The following is a 14,745-nucleotide window of genomic DNA, read 5'->3' on the forward strand; positions in this document are numbered from 1 at the left end:
GTGAACCAGATCCACTTCGCTTTGCAGGTCTTCGCCGCACTGGCGCTCGTGCTCGCCGCGACCACGCTGTGCGGGCGGCTCGCCATGCTGATCAAACAACCCAGGGTCGTCGGCGAGATGGTCGCAGGCGTGCTGCTGGGCCCCGCGCTGTTCGGCGCCATCGCCCCCGGCGTGCAGGCCCAGATCTTCCCCGCCGACGTCAAGAGCACCCTGTACGTGCTCAGCACGATCGGCCTCACGTTCTACATGTTCCTCGTCGGGTCCTCTTTGGACCACGGCCTGACCACGGGTGCCAACGCGCGCAAGGCATCGATTCTCGCCATCTCCGGCATCGTGCCCACGTTCCTGCTCGGCGCGGGCGCGGCGTTGCTCTTCTTCGACACGCTGAGCCCCGAGGGAACTCAGCTCTGGGTGTTCATGCTGTTCATCGGCGGCGCCCTGTCGATCACCGCCTTCCCCATGCTCGCCAGGATCCTGCAGGAACGCGGCATCGCGAACACCCCGATCGGCGGCCTCACCCTGGTCGCCGCCGCGATCGACGACGCGGTGGCGTGGGGGTTCCTCGCGCTGATCATCGCGGTCGGCACGTCCGGCAGCCCGTCCGGCGCGCTGCACACCGTCCTGGGCGCCGCGATCTTCGCGGGCCTCATGCTCACGCTGGGCCGCAAGTGGCTCGCCAAGCTCGGGGAACGCGCCGAACGCGACGGCAAACTCAGCCGCGACATGGTGGCCGTGATCCTGCTGATCGTCCTTCTCGCCGGCTGGTACACCGACCTCATCGGCGTGTTCTCGGTGTTCGGCGGGTTCATCACCGGCCTCGCGATGCCCAAGTCGAAGGTCGTGCGCCAAGAACTCGAGACGAAGCTCTCCGACCTGAACTCGATCCTGCTGCTGCCGGTGTTCTTCGCGTTCAGCGGCCTCAACACCCGGCTGGACGGCTTCGGCTCCGGCGGTGCGCTGTGGTTCCCGCTCGCGGTGATCATGCTGGCCGCGTTCGCCGGCAAGTACCTGGGCTGCGGCCTGGTGGTGCGCGCCCAGGGCTACTCGTGGCGCTACGCCTCCGCGGTCGGCGGCCTGATGAACGCGCGCGGCCTGATGATCCTGATCTTCATCAACATCGGCCTGGCCTACGACCTGGTGACACCCGAGATGTTCGCGATCCTCGTCGCCGTCGCGATCGTCACCACCGCCGCGGCCATGCCGATCTACCGCGCGTCCCTGCCCGACCACCTGGAGGCACAGGCCGACGTCAAGACCCCCGCACCAGTTCGGTGAGCCGCGCGGCCACGGCGGCCGGGGCCGGCATGTCCGCGATCTCGGCCGCCGTGGTCGCGGCGACCTCCCGCGCGGCCGGGTCGTCGAGCAGATGGCCCGCCGCGGCGGCGATGGCGTCGACGGTGACCTCCTCGCCGACGAGCTTCGCCCCCGCGCCGGTCTCGGCGAGCACGTCGGCGTTGACGAACTGATCGGCGCCCTGCGGCAGCACCAGTTGCGGCAGACCGGCCGCGAGCGCGCCGAGGACCGTGCCCGTTCCGCCGTGGTGCACCACGAGATCGGCCTTCTGGAGCACCTTCGCCTGCGGCACGAACCCGGCGACGCGCACGTTCGCCGGCACGTCGCCCAGGAGCGCGGGATCGCCGGGACCGACCGCCACCAGGACGGTGACCGAGAGCCTGGCGAGACCGTCGATCGCCTGCCGCAGCACTGCCGTCGCACCGAACGACACAGTGCCGAGCGTCAGGTACACCAACGGTTTCGCGGTGTCGATCTCCGGCATCGGCACGTCCAGGTCGAACGCCGTCGGCCGCTGCCTCAGCACCGTGGGCAACGCCGCGACCACCGGATCGCGGACGGAGTCCGGCCACAGGTCGATCGCGACGTCCCCCATCATCAGGTCGGCGGGCGCGGCCCCGTCCCACATCCACGCCATCTCCCCCGCCGCCATCGCCTGGATCGCGGGCGGCATGGACCGGCCGATCACGTGCGAGACGAACGGGATCCCGGCGTCGCGAGCGGCCTTCGCGGCACCGGTGTCGCTCTGCTCGTAGACCACCAGATCCGGCTTGATCCGCGGCAGGAGAACGCCGAGATCCTTGACGGTCGCCCGTGGCAGCACGTCCGCGAACATCGTGATCAGCAGCCGTGGCACCTCCGCGTCGCCGTGCCGCCTGCGGGCCTCGGTCTCGGCCTCCCCGATCGAGATGCCCGACGCGTGCGCCTCGAAACCGAGCTCCCGCGCTTTCTCCACGAAGGCCGGGCCGATCGCGAAGACGACCTCGTGTCCGGCCTGCTGCGCCGCGCGGGCCAGCGGGACCAGCGGAAACAGGTGCCCGTAGGCGGGGCGGCACGAGAAGAGGATGCGCACTCCGTCCAGGCTAGTGATCTTTCAGTGCCGGAAGCCTTTGTGAACGGCTTCGAGGCTGTGGCCGTCTGGATCCAGCACGTTCGCCGTTGCGCCGCGGAGAGCTGACTTTAGTCAGCACTGAAGCTATAGACATGTTCGCAATCCGAATTCCGCGGGTCGTGGACACGGTCCGGCAACTCGTCACGCCCTAGACGTCACCGCATCCGGACTCGCCCGGCAGCAACGGCCGGAACACCACGACGAACGACGACGTGCCGATGCGGAACAGCGTCCCCTTCGGCACCTCGCGCGCGAACTGCTCCACCTGTGCGGCGTCCAGCACCACGCAGGAGCCGGCGTCGATCTTCGTCTCCGGTGGTGCGAACGGCCACGGGCGCGCGTCCGGTGACGAACTGGGCGCCCACGCCACGGCGGCGATCTTCGTCGGCCGGTAGGGCGCCGCCGCGCCGTCCACGTGCAGCGTCGAGTGGAACGCGGCCAGTTCGCCCTCCGGGTTCGCGGCCCTGGTGACGAACCGGTGACCGCCGGAGTTCAGCACGAACACCTGCGTGTACCCGTCGATCACCGAGTCGTTGCGGATGTCCTGGTCCCGGTCGAGTCCCGCGTCGTGAGCGTCCTCGTAGAAGTGCGCCGCCCTCTCACGTCCTATGTGGACCGTCTCGGCGGTCTGCAACGCGCCTGCCGCCGGGCCCGGCCGGATCACCGTGCCGTCGCCGTAGAGGCTGAACTCCGGCAGCTCGGCTGGCCGGGGGCTGGGCATGCCGACCAGCTGCTTCGCCTGGAGCGCGAGCCCGTCCGGCAACGCGGGAGCGTCCGCCCCGCATCCGGCCAGCGCGATCGCGCACAACGCCAGGAACCACCGCATCACGTTTCCCCCTGTTCGGGGGGTTGCCCCAGGACGGGCCTGGGGCAACCCCTCATGGTCAGGAGACGGAAAGCGTGTACGTTCCGTTGCCCGCCTTGTTCACCAGAACCACGCTGTAGCAGTCCAGCGCTGGCCCGGGCGTGGTGTACTCGATCTGTTCCGCCTCACCGGGCCCGTGGCCGGTCGACGACGCGGCGGCCTGAACCCGTGACGCGATGACCGGACGACCACCGTCGGACGACATGACGAACAGCTGTGCGTCCTGGCTCGCGTTGTCCGGCGTCGCGGTGACGGTGAACTTGACGCCCGCTTCGACGCAGTGGTCGCGGACGACCACCACGTTGTCGTCGCCCATCGCGAACTTCTCCTCCGGACGCAACTGGTTCGCGCCGTTCGCGAACTGGATCCGGTAGTCACCGGCCCCGCTCACGTGCGTCACCTCCGGGTAGAAGTCCCCGGCTGGGCGGCCTCCCTGGTTCGTGTCGATCGCGATGAAGTCCACCTCGCCCTGGCCGGCCACGCTCGCGGCCAGTTGCTGGCGCAGCTGGGGATCGTCGTAGAGACGCAGGTCGTAGTCGGCGTTGGCCGGCGGGCGCAGCGCGACGACCGACCAGAACGCGACGAACGTGTCGACCCGGTACCGGTGCGGCTGGTTCGGCCCCGGCGCGGGACGGGTGCGCGTCTGGTAGTCGCCCAGCGGCTCGCGGAACCCGTAGTCGATCGTGTTCTGGTACAGCGCGGCCAGCGGTCCGGGACCGACGTCGAACCCCGCCTGCCCGCGCTGGCGCCAGAACTCGGCGAGGTTGGACGACCGGTAGCGCAGGAACGTCTGCCAGATCTCGGTGTACGGATTCTCCGTCCGCGAGTCCCAGTAGGGTTCGTTGTTCGCGTCCGCGAGGTCGAGCAACGCCCCCGCGACGCGGCCCTCGACGCCGTCGCCGTTGTCCCAGTTCGGATCGCCCCAGGTCACGTTCTCCAGCTCGACGGTGAAGGTGTCGGCGCGGTACTCGTGGTCGTTGAACACCGCGGCCTGGTACCAGTCCGCGAATCCCTCGGTCCACGCGCAGTTCGCACCGCTCTCCCTGGTGATGAAGTGCGGAGAGGGGCAGTTGGAGTTCGGGAAGCCGTCGTTGTACACGTCGTCCATCACGGCGTGCCCGAGCTCGTGCACCACGATGCTGCGGAAGTCCGGCGCGTTGGCGCGCAGGTGGACCTCGTCGTCATCACGGTCGTAGTGGTTGTTCGTCGGGTTGTAGTCCCAGCGCCAGTTGAAGTCGACGCGCCGGCAGTCATGATCGTCCGCGTCCCAGCAGTCGCTCGGCGTCCAGTCCGACGCGGTGTTGATCTCGTCGAACGCCTCCACTGCCCGCATGTAGCGCGGGTCGGTCGGCTGCTGGGCGCCGAACGACAGGGTGCGCCCGTCACCGACGTCGTTCATCGTCGCGGTGCGGAAGTTGTACGGGTCGTCGTCGAACTCGACGCCCCAGGAACCGTTCTGCGCCACGAACTTCAGGTAGACGTCGGCGCCACCGGAGAAGTCGTCGTTCGGGAAGCACAACCGGAACGCGCCGTTCCCGTCGGTGAGCGCGGTGCCGAGCAGGTCATCCGGCCCGTTGTCGTCGTCCCACGCCTCGACCAGGAAGTTCGCCGCGGTGCGGAACGTTCCGGTGTGATCCCGGTAGTTCCAGCTGCCCGTCGCGCACACCGGCGCCGCCTGCGCCCGCGGCGGGTCGTCGCTGTGCGGCTTGGGCGCCCGCACCGCCGCGGCGGCCGGCGCCAGCCACGGCGTGGCCCGCGTCGATGCCACTCCGGCGGGAATCTGTGTCGTGGCACCGGTTTCCGCACGAGAACCCAGGTAGGACGACTTGCCGTCGGCGCCGATCGTGGCCGCCGCGACGAACGTGTCCGAGTTCAGCTCGGGATTCACCGGCGCGATCGCACGAACGGTGACCAGCAACGTTCCGGCGCTCACGGCCTTGACCGCACCCTTGAACCGCACCGTCCGCCCGGCGGAGAGGTCCATCGTCGTGGTGGCACGACCGACCTTGCCGAAGTCGGTCGGGACCGCCGAGACGACGTTCCTCGCCGACAACCCGTCCGGAACCGCGCTCCAGCCGGCGATTCCCGGCACGTCCGCGTCGATCCGGACACCTTTCAAGTCCACATCGGACGTAATTTCGAGACTGACCTGCGCGGTCTCACCGACCCCAGGCGCCCGATCGAGCTCCGCTTTCGCATGCACACAACGGATCTCGCACTTGGCCGGTGCGGCGACCGCCTGCGTCGCCATCACCCCGGCCCCCACCAGAATCATTGCAGCACAAAGAGAACTTGCTAATCGCACGAATCCCCCTACGGCAACCGCACCAGCGGCCTACGCCGAACTCCCCCGAGTTCCCCAGGGCGTGCCCCGGTGCGTTCTCACCATAGCGCGCACATCAAGGGGGATGATGGGGACATGACTGAACCGGACTACACCGAAGACGGCGTGCCGACGTTCGACTACGTCCGCGACAAGATCGAGGGCCGGAACCTCACCAGCGAGGCCGCCACCGAGCTGGCCGGCGATCCGCAGAACACCCAGGACCAGTTCGACCGGCGCGAGGAGGCGGGCCGCGACCGCCTGGAGGAGATCCGCAGGTCGTTGCGCGGCGAGTGAGGGGGCCTCCCCCAGTGCCGGAGTGTGGCCGGCACCAGCAAGGATCCGCCGGGTGGCCTGATCGTCGCGCGGCTGGGAGATTCCTAGGGTTCTCGCCATGGTCAAGCACCTGAATCCCTTGTACCGCAAAGCGATCGCACTTGGTACCGGAGTTGTCGTCGCCGCCTCGCTGCTGGCGTGCTCGGCGCCGAACGCGGCGAGCAGCCCGTCCTCCGCCACGTCCGCGCCCGCCCCGGCCACACCGGCGCCGAAGACGCGCAAGGTGACGAACGCCGAGCACGAACTGGTTTTCCACGTCGTCGACGGCAAGTTGCCCGCCCTGGTCCTGGATGCGGGCGGCGGGCTGGGTTCGTCGTATTGGAAGGACATGGCGCCGCGGCTGGCGAAGGCCACCGGGTCGAAGGTCGTCACCTACGACCGGGCGGGCGAGGGCGAGAGCGACGAGATCTCGGGGCCGTGGCGGGTGGAGAACGCGGTGTCCGACCTGGAGGCCGGGCTCAGGGAACTGGGACTGACGAAGAACGTGGTGCTGGTCTCGCACTCGATCGCGGGTGAGGTCGCCACGAACTTCGTGCACAAGAACCCCGGCTGGGTGTCGGGTGCGGTGCTCGTCGACGCGAACGTGCCCGACTTCTTCACCGACGAGATGCTGACGGCGTTCGAACCGGTCATCGAGAAGCAGCGGGCCGCCCTGCTGACGCAGGCGTCGACCAAGAAGAACCGCCAGCTGCTCGCCGTGATGGTCGACTACGCCCCCGTCCACCGCGTCTTTCATCAGCTCACCTGGCCGAAGGACGTGCCGGTGACCGCGATCGTCGCGTCCGGGACCCCGTTCGCCGACTCCCCCGAGGCGGCGAAGATGTGGCGGGACGCCCAGGTCCGCTTCGCGCAGGGCCCGAACCGGAAGCACGTGCTCGCCGAGAACACGACGCACGAAGGGATCGTGACCGAACGCCCGGAGATCATCGCCGGTGCCGTCGACGACGTGCTGAAGACCATCCGCTAGCGGGTGACTCAGGACGCCGCGCAGGACGGGACGCCGAACCTGGCCCGCACTCCGGGTGAGTACAGAACGCTCATCGGCTCGCCGGAGACCGGAATCTCCGCCGACGCCACCAGGTCGTCGTCGCAGCGCACGATCGTGGCCCGGCAGAGGTCCCACGGCGCGTGGTGGTTCGGCAGGTACGTGGTCCGGCCGAGCCAGGACGTGTGCAGTCCCCACCTGGCCGTCAGGAACTCCTCCAGCGGGCTCGGCCGGGCGATCCGCTCCCCCGCCCGCACGGTGAACGTGCTCGTCGCGTCCGGACGATGCGGCCATTTGCGCCGGCAGGTGTAGGTGACCTCGTCGCCGTCACGGCGCACCGTTGTGTCCGACCACATGTACGGCAGTCCCGCGAGAGCTCGTGCGCTCAGCACGAACGGCAGGTTCGCGGCGTCCATCGAGAGGAACACGACGCCGCGCCGGCCCCGCCCGTCGATCGTGTACAGGCGGACGTTGGTCTCCGGGAAGCTCCAGCGGTCCGTCAGCGCGGGCCAGCCCAGCGGGCACAGGCGGAACGCGATCAGCCCGACGAACGTGTCGCCGTCGACCACGTCCGGCCGCGTGCCCGCGGGCAGCAGATGTCGCACCGCCCCAGGAGGAACTCGCCAGTGCAGGAACGTCACGTCGGTCCACCACTGCGTCAGCACCGAACGGTCGATGCGCCGCGGTGAACCGAACGTCATGGACGAGATTCAAACGCAGCACACCTGAGAGTCCGGGTCGAGTTCCTCAAGCTCCAGAGGCCGCGGAGCCGTCGGGCCGGCCCTTGAGCCCCTGCCTTCGCGACCAGTCCGAACTGTCCTGGCTGTAGCGGATCAGGAACCGGGCGAACTGGTCGCGCTCGGCGGCCGTCCACCCGGCCGTGATGAACTCGAAGGCTTCGCGCTGCTCGGAGGCGAAGCGGCCGCGTTCGGCCTCGCCGGCCTCGGTGAGCTCGAGGACCGTGCGGCGGCCGTCCGCCTGCGAGACGGCACGCCGGAGCAGGCCGTCCGCGATGCAGGCGGCCACGGTCCGGCTGGCGACGGGCTGGGCGACCCCCATCTCGGTGGCGACCCCGCCCACCGTCATCTCGCCGGGATCGTCGTGGACGACGTTCAGGACGAGGTTGCGGGTGAGGTCACCGCGTCCGCCGGAGGTCCGCCGGCGAAGCCGGGACAGGGCGGGCCCGACCTGGTCGAGCAGGCCTTCGTCGTCCTTTGGCCGAGGCGAGTCGCTCATCCCGTCACTCTAGCAACTACGAAGCAGAAGGCATCTACATATCTTCCGATATTTACATGACTGAAGGTATATGATTCAGTGAGGAAGTCACCCACCACGACCAAGGCAGGCCATGACCACGACCACCATCACCGGCGCCAGGGTCTTCGACGGCGAGAAGAACCTGGGCGTCACGACCGTGTCCATCGAGGACGGAAAGATCGTCCAGGTCGGCGGGGAGGTGCCCGCCGGAGCCGACGTGGTCGACGGGACCGGCGCGACACTGCTGCCGGGCCTGATCGACGCGCACGTCCACACCGCACCCGAAGCCCTCGCGCTGGCGCTGCGCTTCGGCGTGACCACCGAACTGGAGATGCAGGGCGTCAACACGCGCGACCGCCAGGCCGCCATCAGCGACGACGACTCGGTCGCGGACGTCCGCTCGGCGGGCTTCGGCCTCACGCCCCCCGGCGGGCATCCCGCCGAGTTGTTCCCGCCGGGCTTCACTCCCGGCGGCGGCGGAGACCCGGCGGGCGAGCCCCCGTTCCAGCCGGACGCCACGAGCCCGGAGGGCGCCGCGGCCTCGATCCCGCTGTTGCTCGCCCACGGCTCGGACTACGTCAAGTTCATGATCGACGACGGCAGCGTCGAGGGACACCCGGGAATTCCGATGATCGATCAGGCCACCCTGAACGCGGGCGTGGCCGAGGCCAAGAGGTACGGCGTCCTCACGGTCGCCCACACGCTGACCATCGACGCCACCAGGATGGCCGTGGAGGCCGGAATCGACGGCCTGGCACACCTGTTCGTCGAACCCCACGACGACGAGATCATCGCCCTGATCAAGGACGCCGGCATGTTCGTCGTGCCCTGCGCGGTCCTCAACGCCTCCCTCATGGGCATCACCGGCGGCGAACTCGCCGACGACCCGCGGGTGTCCTCCCGGTTGGACGAGGCCTGGGACAAGACCCTGCGCTCCAGCTTCGACTGCTACCCGCAGGGCGAGATCAAGGACGTCCTGACGACCATCAAGGCGCTCAGCGACGCCGGCGTCGACGTCCTGGTGGGCACCGACGCCTCCGTTCCGCTGCCGTTCCTCGGCGGCCTCGCCCACGGCGCGAGCGTCCACCACGAACTGCAGTACCTCGTGAAGGCCGGGCTCACCCCGCAACAGGCACTGCGCGCCGCGACCGCCACGACGGCCCGGCGGTTCGCGCTGTCCGACCGCGGCCGCATCGCGGAGGGGCTGCGCGCCGACCTCCTCCTCGTCGACGGGGACCCGACCACCACGATCTCGGACACCCTCAACACGCGTGCCGTCTGGCGCCGGGGTGCTCTCGTCCAGCGGCACTGACCCGCATCACGCACCATTCGTGCGTGTGGACGATTGCGTTCGGCCGAAAGTGGGCACGTCATGCGGGTGACGATCAACGAGGAAGACCCGCCGCTGAGGTGTCTCGTGATGGGCGCGACCGGGCACCTCGGGTCGCATCTCGTGCCGGAACTCCTCGCGCACGGGCACGAGGTGGCCGTGCTGGTGCGCGACCGCGGGCAAACGGCACGGTTCCCCACGAGGGTGATGGTGCACGTCGGCGACGCCACGGACCCGCGGGCGGTCCGGGGAGCGTTGGCGAACAGCGACCTCGTGTACTTCCTGATGCACTCGCTGGACCAGCCGGACTTCGCCGGCATCGACCGCGGGGCCGCCGCCGTGCTGGCGACGGCGGCAGCGGACGCGGAGGTGCGGCAGATCGTCTACGTCGGCGGGCCGCGTCCCGACTCCCCCGGCCTGTCCGCGCACCTCGCCTCCCGGGCCGAGGTCGGTGACGTCCTGACCGCGGGACGGGTGCCCGCGCTCGTGCTGCAGGCGTCGATGATCATCGGCGCCGGGTCGGCGAGTTTCGAGCTGTTGCGGTCGTCCGCCCGGCTCACGCCGTGGGTGCCGGTGCCGTCGTGGATGCACAACACCAGCAGGCCGGTGGCGGTCGCCGACGTCGTGCACCTCCTGGTGGCCGCCGCGAACGTCCCGCGACCGGTCGGCGGCGTGTTCGACGTGCCGGGCCCGGAGCGGCTCAGCTATCTGGAGCTGGTGCAGCGGTGTGCGCGGGTGCTGCGGCTCCCTGTCCGGCTGCCGGTGCCGGCGCCGTTGTGGTCGCACAAGCTCGCCGCGCAGGTCGCCGGGCTCGTGACGCCGGTGCCGGCGGCGGTCGCGGAGCCGTTGTTCGCGTCACTCGACCACGACCTCGTGGCGGACGGCCCGCCCATCACCGACGTGCTGCCCGCGCCGCCCGGTGGCCTGACCAGCGTCGACAACGCCATCCGCGCCGCGACCACGCCGGCGGCCGAGAAGACCGGCGGTGAGGTTTTCACCGAGGAACGGACGGTGCTCACCGAGGCATCGCCCGAGGACGTGTGGCGCACGGTGAACACGCTGGGCGGCCAGGACGGCTGGCACACGGTCCCTCTCGTGTGGACGGTCCGGGGTGCGATCGACCACCTGCTCGGCGGCATCGGGCTGTACCGCGGCCGGGCACCCGAGGTCGGAAACGGCGACGTGGTCGACTTCTGGACCGTCGTGCACCGCGACGACGAGGCGAGGCAACTGGTGTTGCGGGCCGACATGAAGATGCCCGGCCGCACGGTGCTCGACATGCGCGTCGATCGCGAGGGCGGCCGCACGCGCTACCGGCAGAAGATCACGTTCACCGCCGACGGGCTGCTCGGCCAGCTCTACTGGATGGCGCAGAAACCGTTGCACGACATCGTGTTCGCCACGATGGCGCGGGGGATCGTCAGAAAGGCGTCCGCGGCACGCCAAGGCGCGTGACTCAGGAGGCCAGTCGGCGGCGCAGTTCGGGGACTCCGTCGCAGCGCCGGGCATCACGCGGTGATGACGACCTTCGCGCGGGCGTGTTCGGTCTCGACGTAACGAATCGCGTCGGGCACCTCGTCCAGCGAGTAGGTGCGGTCGACGACCGGCGTGAAGCCTCCTGACTCGGCGAGGCGGCGCAGCGTCGCGAGGATCTCCCCGTCCGGCGTCGTGGTGAGCACGAGCAGCCGGTCGCGGACGAACGGCGCCCGCAGCTTCGCCCTGATCATGAGCCACATGGGCCCGGCGAGGCTGCCGCCGCGGAACACTCCCCCGCCGGACAGCACGATCGTCCCGCCGGGGGTGAGCGCGCGGCGAAGTCCGGCCAGCGAGTGGTTGCCGACCAGGTCGAAGACGAGGTCGTAGTGCTCGCCGTTCCTGGTGAAGTCGCCTTCGGTGTAGTCGACGACGTGGTCGGCACCGAGCGACCGCACCAGTTCGACGTTCCTCGTGCGGCACACGCCGGTCACCCTGGCGCCCATGGACTTCGCGATCTGCACCGCGAACGTGCCGACACCTCCGGACGCCCCGTTGATCAGGACGTGCTGTCCCGCCTGGAGCTTTCCGATGTCGCGCAGTCCCTTCAGCGCGGTGAGACCGGCCAGCGGTACCGCGGCGGCCTGCTCGAACGTCAGGTTGGCGGGCTTGGTCTCCACCAGGTCCTCCTGCGCGCACACGTACTCGGCGAACGCCCCGTCGGCGGTGCCGAGGTCGCCGTACACCTCGTCACCGGGCCGGAAGCGCCGCACGTCCCGGCCGACCGCCTCCACCGTGCCGGCGAAGTCGCGGCCGCGGATCCTCCTGCCGGGACCGGTGAGTCCGATCCCCGTGAGCCTTGCCAGGTAGGGATCTCCGCGCATGACGTGCCAGTCGTAGGCGTTGACCGAGGCCGCGTGCACCCGCACGAGCACCTCGTTGCCCGAAGCAGCGGGCGGCTCCACGTCGCGGAACTCCAGCACGTCCGGTGATCCGTACCGGTCCTGCACGATCGCCTTCATCGGGTCTCCCTGAGAGTGGCGCCGACCTGGACGGTCGCGCGCGAGGGCTGCACCTGGCGGCGGATGATCCACTCCGCGACGGCGAGGTTGACGAGCCAGGCGGCGAGCATCAGCACCGCCTTGGCGAGCCGGTCGGGCGTGCCGACGGCCACGAGCCACAGGGTCAGCGTCACCGCCTGGGTGCCGGCGCCGAGCCCGATCGCGAAACCGCGGATCATCCAGGCGCGGTGCCCGGTGACGTCCCGGCGGCGGATGGCGGCGAACCCGAGCACGACGGACACCACCCAGGCCGTGCCGAACACCAGCCGGATGCCGGTGAGCAGCACGCCCACGTCGGCGGGTTTGGGGTAGAACACGGTCATCCACAGCCCCGACAACGCCCCCAGGAGTCCACAAAGGACCAGGATGCGTCCTGCCGCTCTGTGCCACGCCGGTCTGCGGCGCCGGAAGCCGGGAGCGAACTGGAAGGCCCCGAGGAGGCAGTACACGCTGACGGTGATGGCGTGCACCACCACGGGAACGGGCGAGGCGAAGAACCGCGCGTTGTCCGGCGTGGTCTCCGCGCCGCCGCCGAGCTCGCCCAGCCGCAGAGCGCCGCCGAGCACCGGGATCACGCTGAACAGGATGATCGCGGCCGGGATGAGCCTGTCCCACTTGGTCGAGGAGGTCATGCACCGGATCGTGTCGCGAGTGGGGGTGTCAGCTCATCGGCAGAAGGGCCGCGATCAACCTGGCCGATGGTCCGGCGCGCTCGTCGTACTTTCGGCTACCGCTGCCGGAATCCGCTCCGGACCCGCTTGGTCTCGTACGCCCAGATGGCCATCTCGACCCGGTTCCTGACGCCGATCTTGGCCATCAGGCTGGCGATGTGGGACTTCACGGTGCTGAGGGTGATGTACAGCTCCTGGGCGACCTCGCTGTTGGTGCGCCCGCCCGCGACGGCGGCGAGGACCTGCTCCTCCCGTTCGGTGAGCGGCTCGATCGGCTGCGCGACTCGGCCGGCGGGCTCGACGTCCGTGAACGCCTCGATCAGCCGGGCGGTGACGCTGGGGGCGATCAGGGCGTCGCCCGAGGCCGCGGCGTGGACCGCCTGGGCGAGCAGTGCGGGGCCGGCGTCCTTGAGCAGGAAGCCCCTGGCACCCGCACGGAGCGCGGCGTAGACGTACTCGTCGAGGTCGAACGTGGTGATCACGACGACGGCGAGCGGGTCGGCGACTCCCGGCCCGGCGAGCAGGCGGGTGGCCTCGATGCCGTCGGTCCCGGGCATCCGGATGTCGAACAGGCACACGTCGGGCCGCAGGCGCCGGGCCAGTTCCACGGCCTGCCGTCCGTCCGGCGCCGCGCCGACGACCTCGATGCCCGGCTGGGCGTCGAGGATCATCGAGAGTCCGGTGCGGACGATCTCCTGGTCGTCGGCGACGATCACCCGGACGCTCATCCCCGCGCCCCGGTGAGTGGCAGGACGGCGGTCACGGTCCAGCCTCGTTCGGGGTTCGGGCCCGCCTCGCAGCTGCCGCCGAGCAGCTCTGCGCGCTCCATCATGCCGATCAACCCATGTCCCGGCACAGCGCCGGTGGCGGTGTCGCCGTCATCGCTCACGCACAGGCGTACCGACGAGGCGCCGACGACCACCGACACCTCGATGCGCGTGGCGTGCCGGGCGTGCCGGCGCGCGTTGGTGACCGACTCCTGGGTGAGCCGGTAGATCGCGGTTCCGACGGACTTCGGGAGGCCGTCGACGGCCCCGTCGATCCGCACGTCCACCTCGGGACCCGGCCTGCCGGGGCTCGCGAGCAGCGCGACGTCGGCGACCGTCGGGCTGGGCGCCAGGTCCGCGGACTCGTTGTGCCGCAAGGCTCGTACCATCGTGCGCATCTCGGCGAGCGCCCGCGACGCCTCCGACTCGATCAGGCCGAGTGCCTCGGTGGCCGCTTCCGGCCGCGCCGCCGCCGTCGCGAGCCCCGCCTGGGCCCGGATCGCCATCGCCGACACGTGGTGCGCCACCGTGTCGTGCAGATCCCGCGCCAGCCGCTCCCGTTCCAGCAGTTTCACCTGTTCGAGCTCCCGTGCTCGCGCCCGTCCCCGATACCGCACGGCCGCTCCGATGGCGCACGCCGTCCCCAGCACGGCGCTCCCGCTCCCGGCCTCGCCCACGCTGATGAACCCGAGCGCCGCCGACAGCCCGACCTTGCCGAGCATGATCGCCAACCCGATCACCGCTTCGCGCCCGGAACCCCACCGGAACAACGAGAACGGGAAGAGCAGCATGAACACCAGCACGTTGAGCTCGGGTTCGCCCCCGAACACCAGCGAGGCGACCGCGGCCACGCCGAACGCGACGGCGACCGCGAAGAGCGGCCTGCTGCGGCGCAGCAACAGCAACGGCAGCAGCACCACCGCCACGGCCAGCGAGCCGGCCCGCGAGTTCAGGTCCGTGCGCAGCAGTGTCTCGAGCACCGCGACCAGCAGGAGGACGGCGACCAGCGCCCAGTCCCACCACAGCCGCGCCGCCCCGCGCGCCGGCCGGGGCTCGTCCCAAACCGATCGCGGATAGGCGAACACGAGGTCATCGTACGAGAGCAGGAGTCACGGCAGATCAGTCCAAAGCACGAGACCTGGGCCCTGAAGCCGGGTGTCGCAACGCGGGCCGGGGGGGGGGGGGGCCCCCGGGGGGGGGGGGGGCGCCCCCCGCCCCCCCCCCCCCCCCCCCCCCCCCCCCCCCCCGGCGCCCCGCGGGGGGGGGGGGGAAC

The 14,745-nt window shown here is 70.4% G+C and carries 14 protein-coding genes; 5 read left to right on the plus strand and 9 right to left on the minus strand.

Translation table 11 applies throughout. The annotated features are described in order from the left end of the window. Positions 1 to 1,275 carry a cation:proton antiporter gene (locus ACIRG5_RS22920; protein ID WP_402907672.1) on the plus strand — a complete coding sequence of 425 codons (1,275 nt, stop codon included), beginning with the start codon at positions 1 to 3 and terminating at the stop codon, positions 1,273 to 1,275. Here the strand turns inward: ACIRG5_RS22920 and ACIRG5_RS22925 are convergent. From ACIRG5_RS22925 to ACIRG5_RS22935, 3 genes are all read right to left on the minus strand, one after another. Further along, positions 1,250 to 2,365 (minus strand): glycosyltransferase, encoded by a 1,116-nt coding sequence (locus ACIRG5_RS22925; protein ID WP_402907675.1) that lies wholly within the window; start codon positions 2,363 to 2,365, stop codon positions 1,250 to 1,252. The genes ACIRG5_RS22920 and ACIRG5_RS22925 overlap by 26 nt on opposite strands. A gap of 187 nt (positions 2,366 to 2,552) precedes the next feature. Then, on the minus strand, positions 2,553 to 3,230 hold the full coding sequence (locus ACIRG5_RS22930) for a hypothetical protein (RefSeq protein WP_402907678.1): 678 nt from the start codon (positions 3,228 to 3,230) through the stop codon (positions 2,553 to 2,555). A gap of 58 nt (positions 3,231 to 3,288) precedes the next feature. Beyond that, entirely contained in the window at positions 3,289 to 5,544 is a 2,256-nt protein-coding gene (locus tag ACIRG5_RS22935; protein WP_402907680.1) for a hypothetical protein, read from the minus strand. A gap of 144 nt (positions 5,545 to 5,688) precedes the next feature. On the opposite strand from ACIRG5_RS22935, the gene ACIRG5_RS22940 reads away from it, so the two are divergent. Both ACIRG5_RS22940 and ACIRG5_RS22945 read left to right on the plus strand, forming a co-directional pair. Then, complete coding sequence (locus ACIRG5_RS22940; protein WP_402907683.1) at positions 5,689 to 5,889, plus strand: hypothetical protein; 201 nt, start codon at positions 5,689 to 5,691, stop codon at positions 5,887 to 5,889. A gap of 97 nt (positions 5,890 to 5,986) precedes the next feature. After that, entirely contained in the window at positions 5,987 to 6,895 is a 909-nt protein-coding gene (locus ACIRG5_RS22945; protein WP_402907686.1) for an alpha/beta fold hydrolase, read from the plus strand. An 8-nt stretch (positions 6,896 to 6,903) separates the two neighbouring features. On the opposite strand, the gene ACIRG5_RS22950 is transcribed toward ACIRG5_RS22945, so the two are convergent. Together ACIRG5_RS22950 and ACIRG5_RS22955 are read right to left on the minus strand one after the other, a co-directional pair. Beyond that, a complete protein-coding gene (locus ACIRG5_RS22950) occupies positions 6,904 to 7,614 on the minus strand; it encodes a YqjF family protein (protein ID WP_402907689.1) in 711 nt (236 codons plus the stop codon). Positions 7,615 to 7,660: 46 nt separating this feature from the next. Further along, positions 7,661 to 8,149 (minus strand): MarR family winged helix-turn-helix transcriptional regulator, encoded by a 489-nt coding sequence (locus ACIRG5_RS22955; RefSeq protein ID WP_402907692.1) that lies wholly within the window; start codon positions 8,147 to 8,149, stop codon positions 7,661 to 7,663. Positions 8,150 to 8,261: 112 nt separating this feature from the next. On the opposite strand from ACIRG5_RS22955, the gene ACIRG5_RS22960 reads away from it, so the two are divergent. Next, entirely contained in the window at positions 8,262 to 9,482 is a 1,221-nt protein-coding gene (locus ACIRG5_RS22960; RefSeq protein ID WP_402907695.1) for an amidohydrolase family protein, read from the plus strand. Between the two features lie 60 nt (positions 9,483 to 9,542). Then, positions 9,543 to 10,955, plus strand: coding sequence for a DUF2867 domain-containing protein (locus tag ACIRG5_RS22965; RefSeq protein WP_402907698.1), 1,413 nt, complete (start codon positions 9,543 to 9,545; stop codon positions 10,953 to 10,955). Positions 10,956 to 11,008: 53 nt separating this feature from the next. On the opposite strand, the gene ACIRG5_RS22970 is transcribed toward ACIRG5_RS22965, so the two are convergent. From ACIRG5_RS22970 to ACIRG5_RS22985, 4 genes are all read right to left on the minus strand, one after another. Next, positions 11,009 to 11,995, minus strand: a complete 987-nt coding sequence (locus tag ACIRG5_RS22970) for an NAD(P)-dependent alcohol dehydrogenase (protein ID WP_402907701.1) — start codon at positions 11,993 to 11,995, stop codon at positions 11,009 to 11,011. Further along, a complete protein-coding gene (locus ACIRG5_RS22975; RefSeq protein ID WP_402907704.1) occupies positions 11,992 to 12,666 on the minus strand; it encodes a DUF2306 domain-containing protein in 675 nt (224 codons plus the stop codon). The genes ACIRG5_RS22970 and ACIRG5_RS22975 overlap by 4 nt, the downstream gene beginning before the upstream one ends. A 95-nt stretch (positions 12,667 to 12,761) precedes the next feature. Then, positions 12,762 to 13,433, minus strand: a complete 672-nt coding sequence (locus tag ACIRG5_RS22980) for a response regulator (RefSeq protein ID WP_402907706.1) — start codon at positions 13,431 to 13,433, stop codon at positions 12,762 to 12,764. Further along, the gene (locus ACIRG5_RS22985; protein ID WP_402907709.1) at positions 13,430 to 14,557 is read right to left on the minus strand and encodes a sensor histidine kinase; all 1,128 of its coding nucleotides are present in this window, start codon (positions 14,555 to 14,557) and stop codon (positions 13,430 to 13,432) included. Before ACIRG5_RS22985 ends, ACIRG5_RS22980 begins: the two co-directional genes overlap by 4 nt. Between the last annotated feature and the right edge of the window lie 188 nt (positions 14,558 to 14,745).

The organism is Lentzea sp. NPDC102401, assembly GCF_044765805.1.
In the GTDB taxonomy this organism is placed as follows: Bacteria; Actinomycetota; Actinomycetes; order Mycobacteriales; family Pseudonocardiaceae; genus Lentzea; species Lentzea sokolovensis.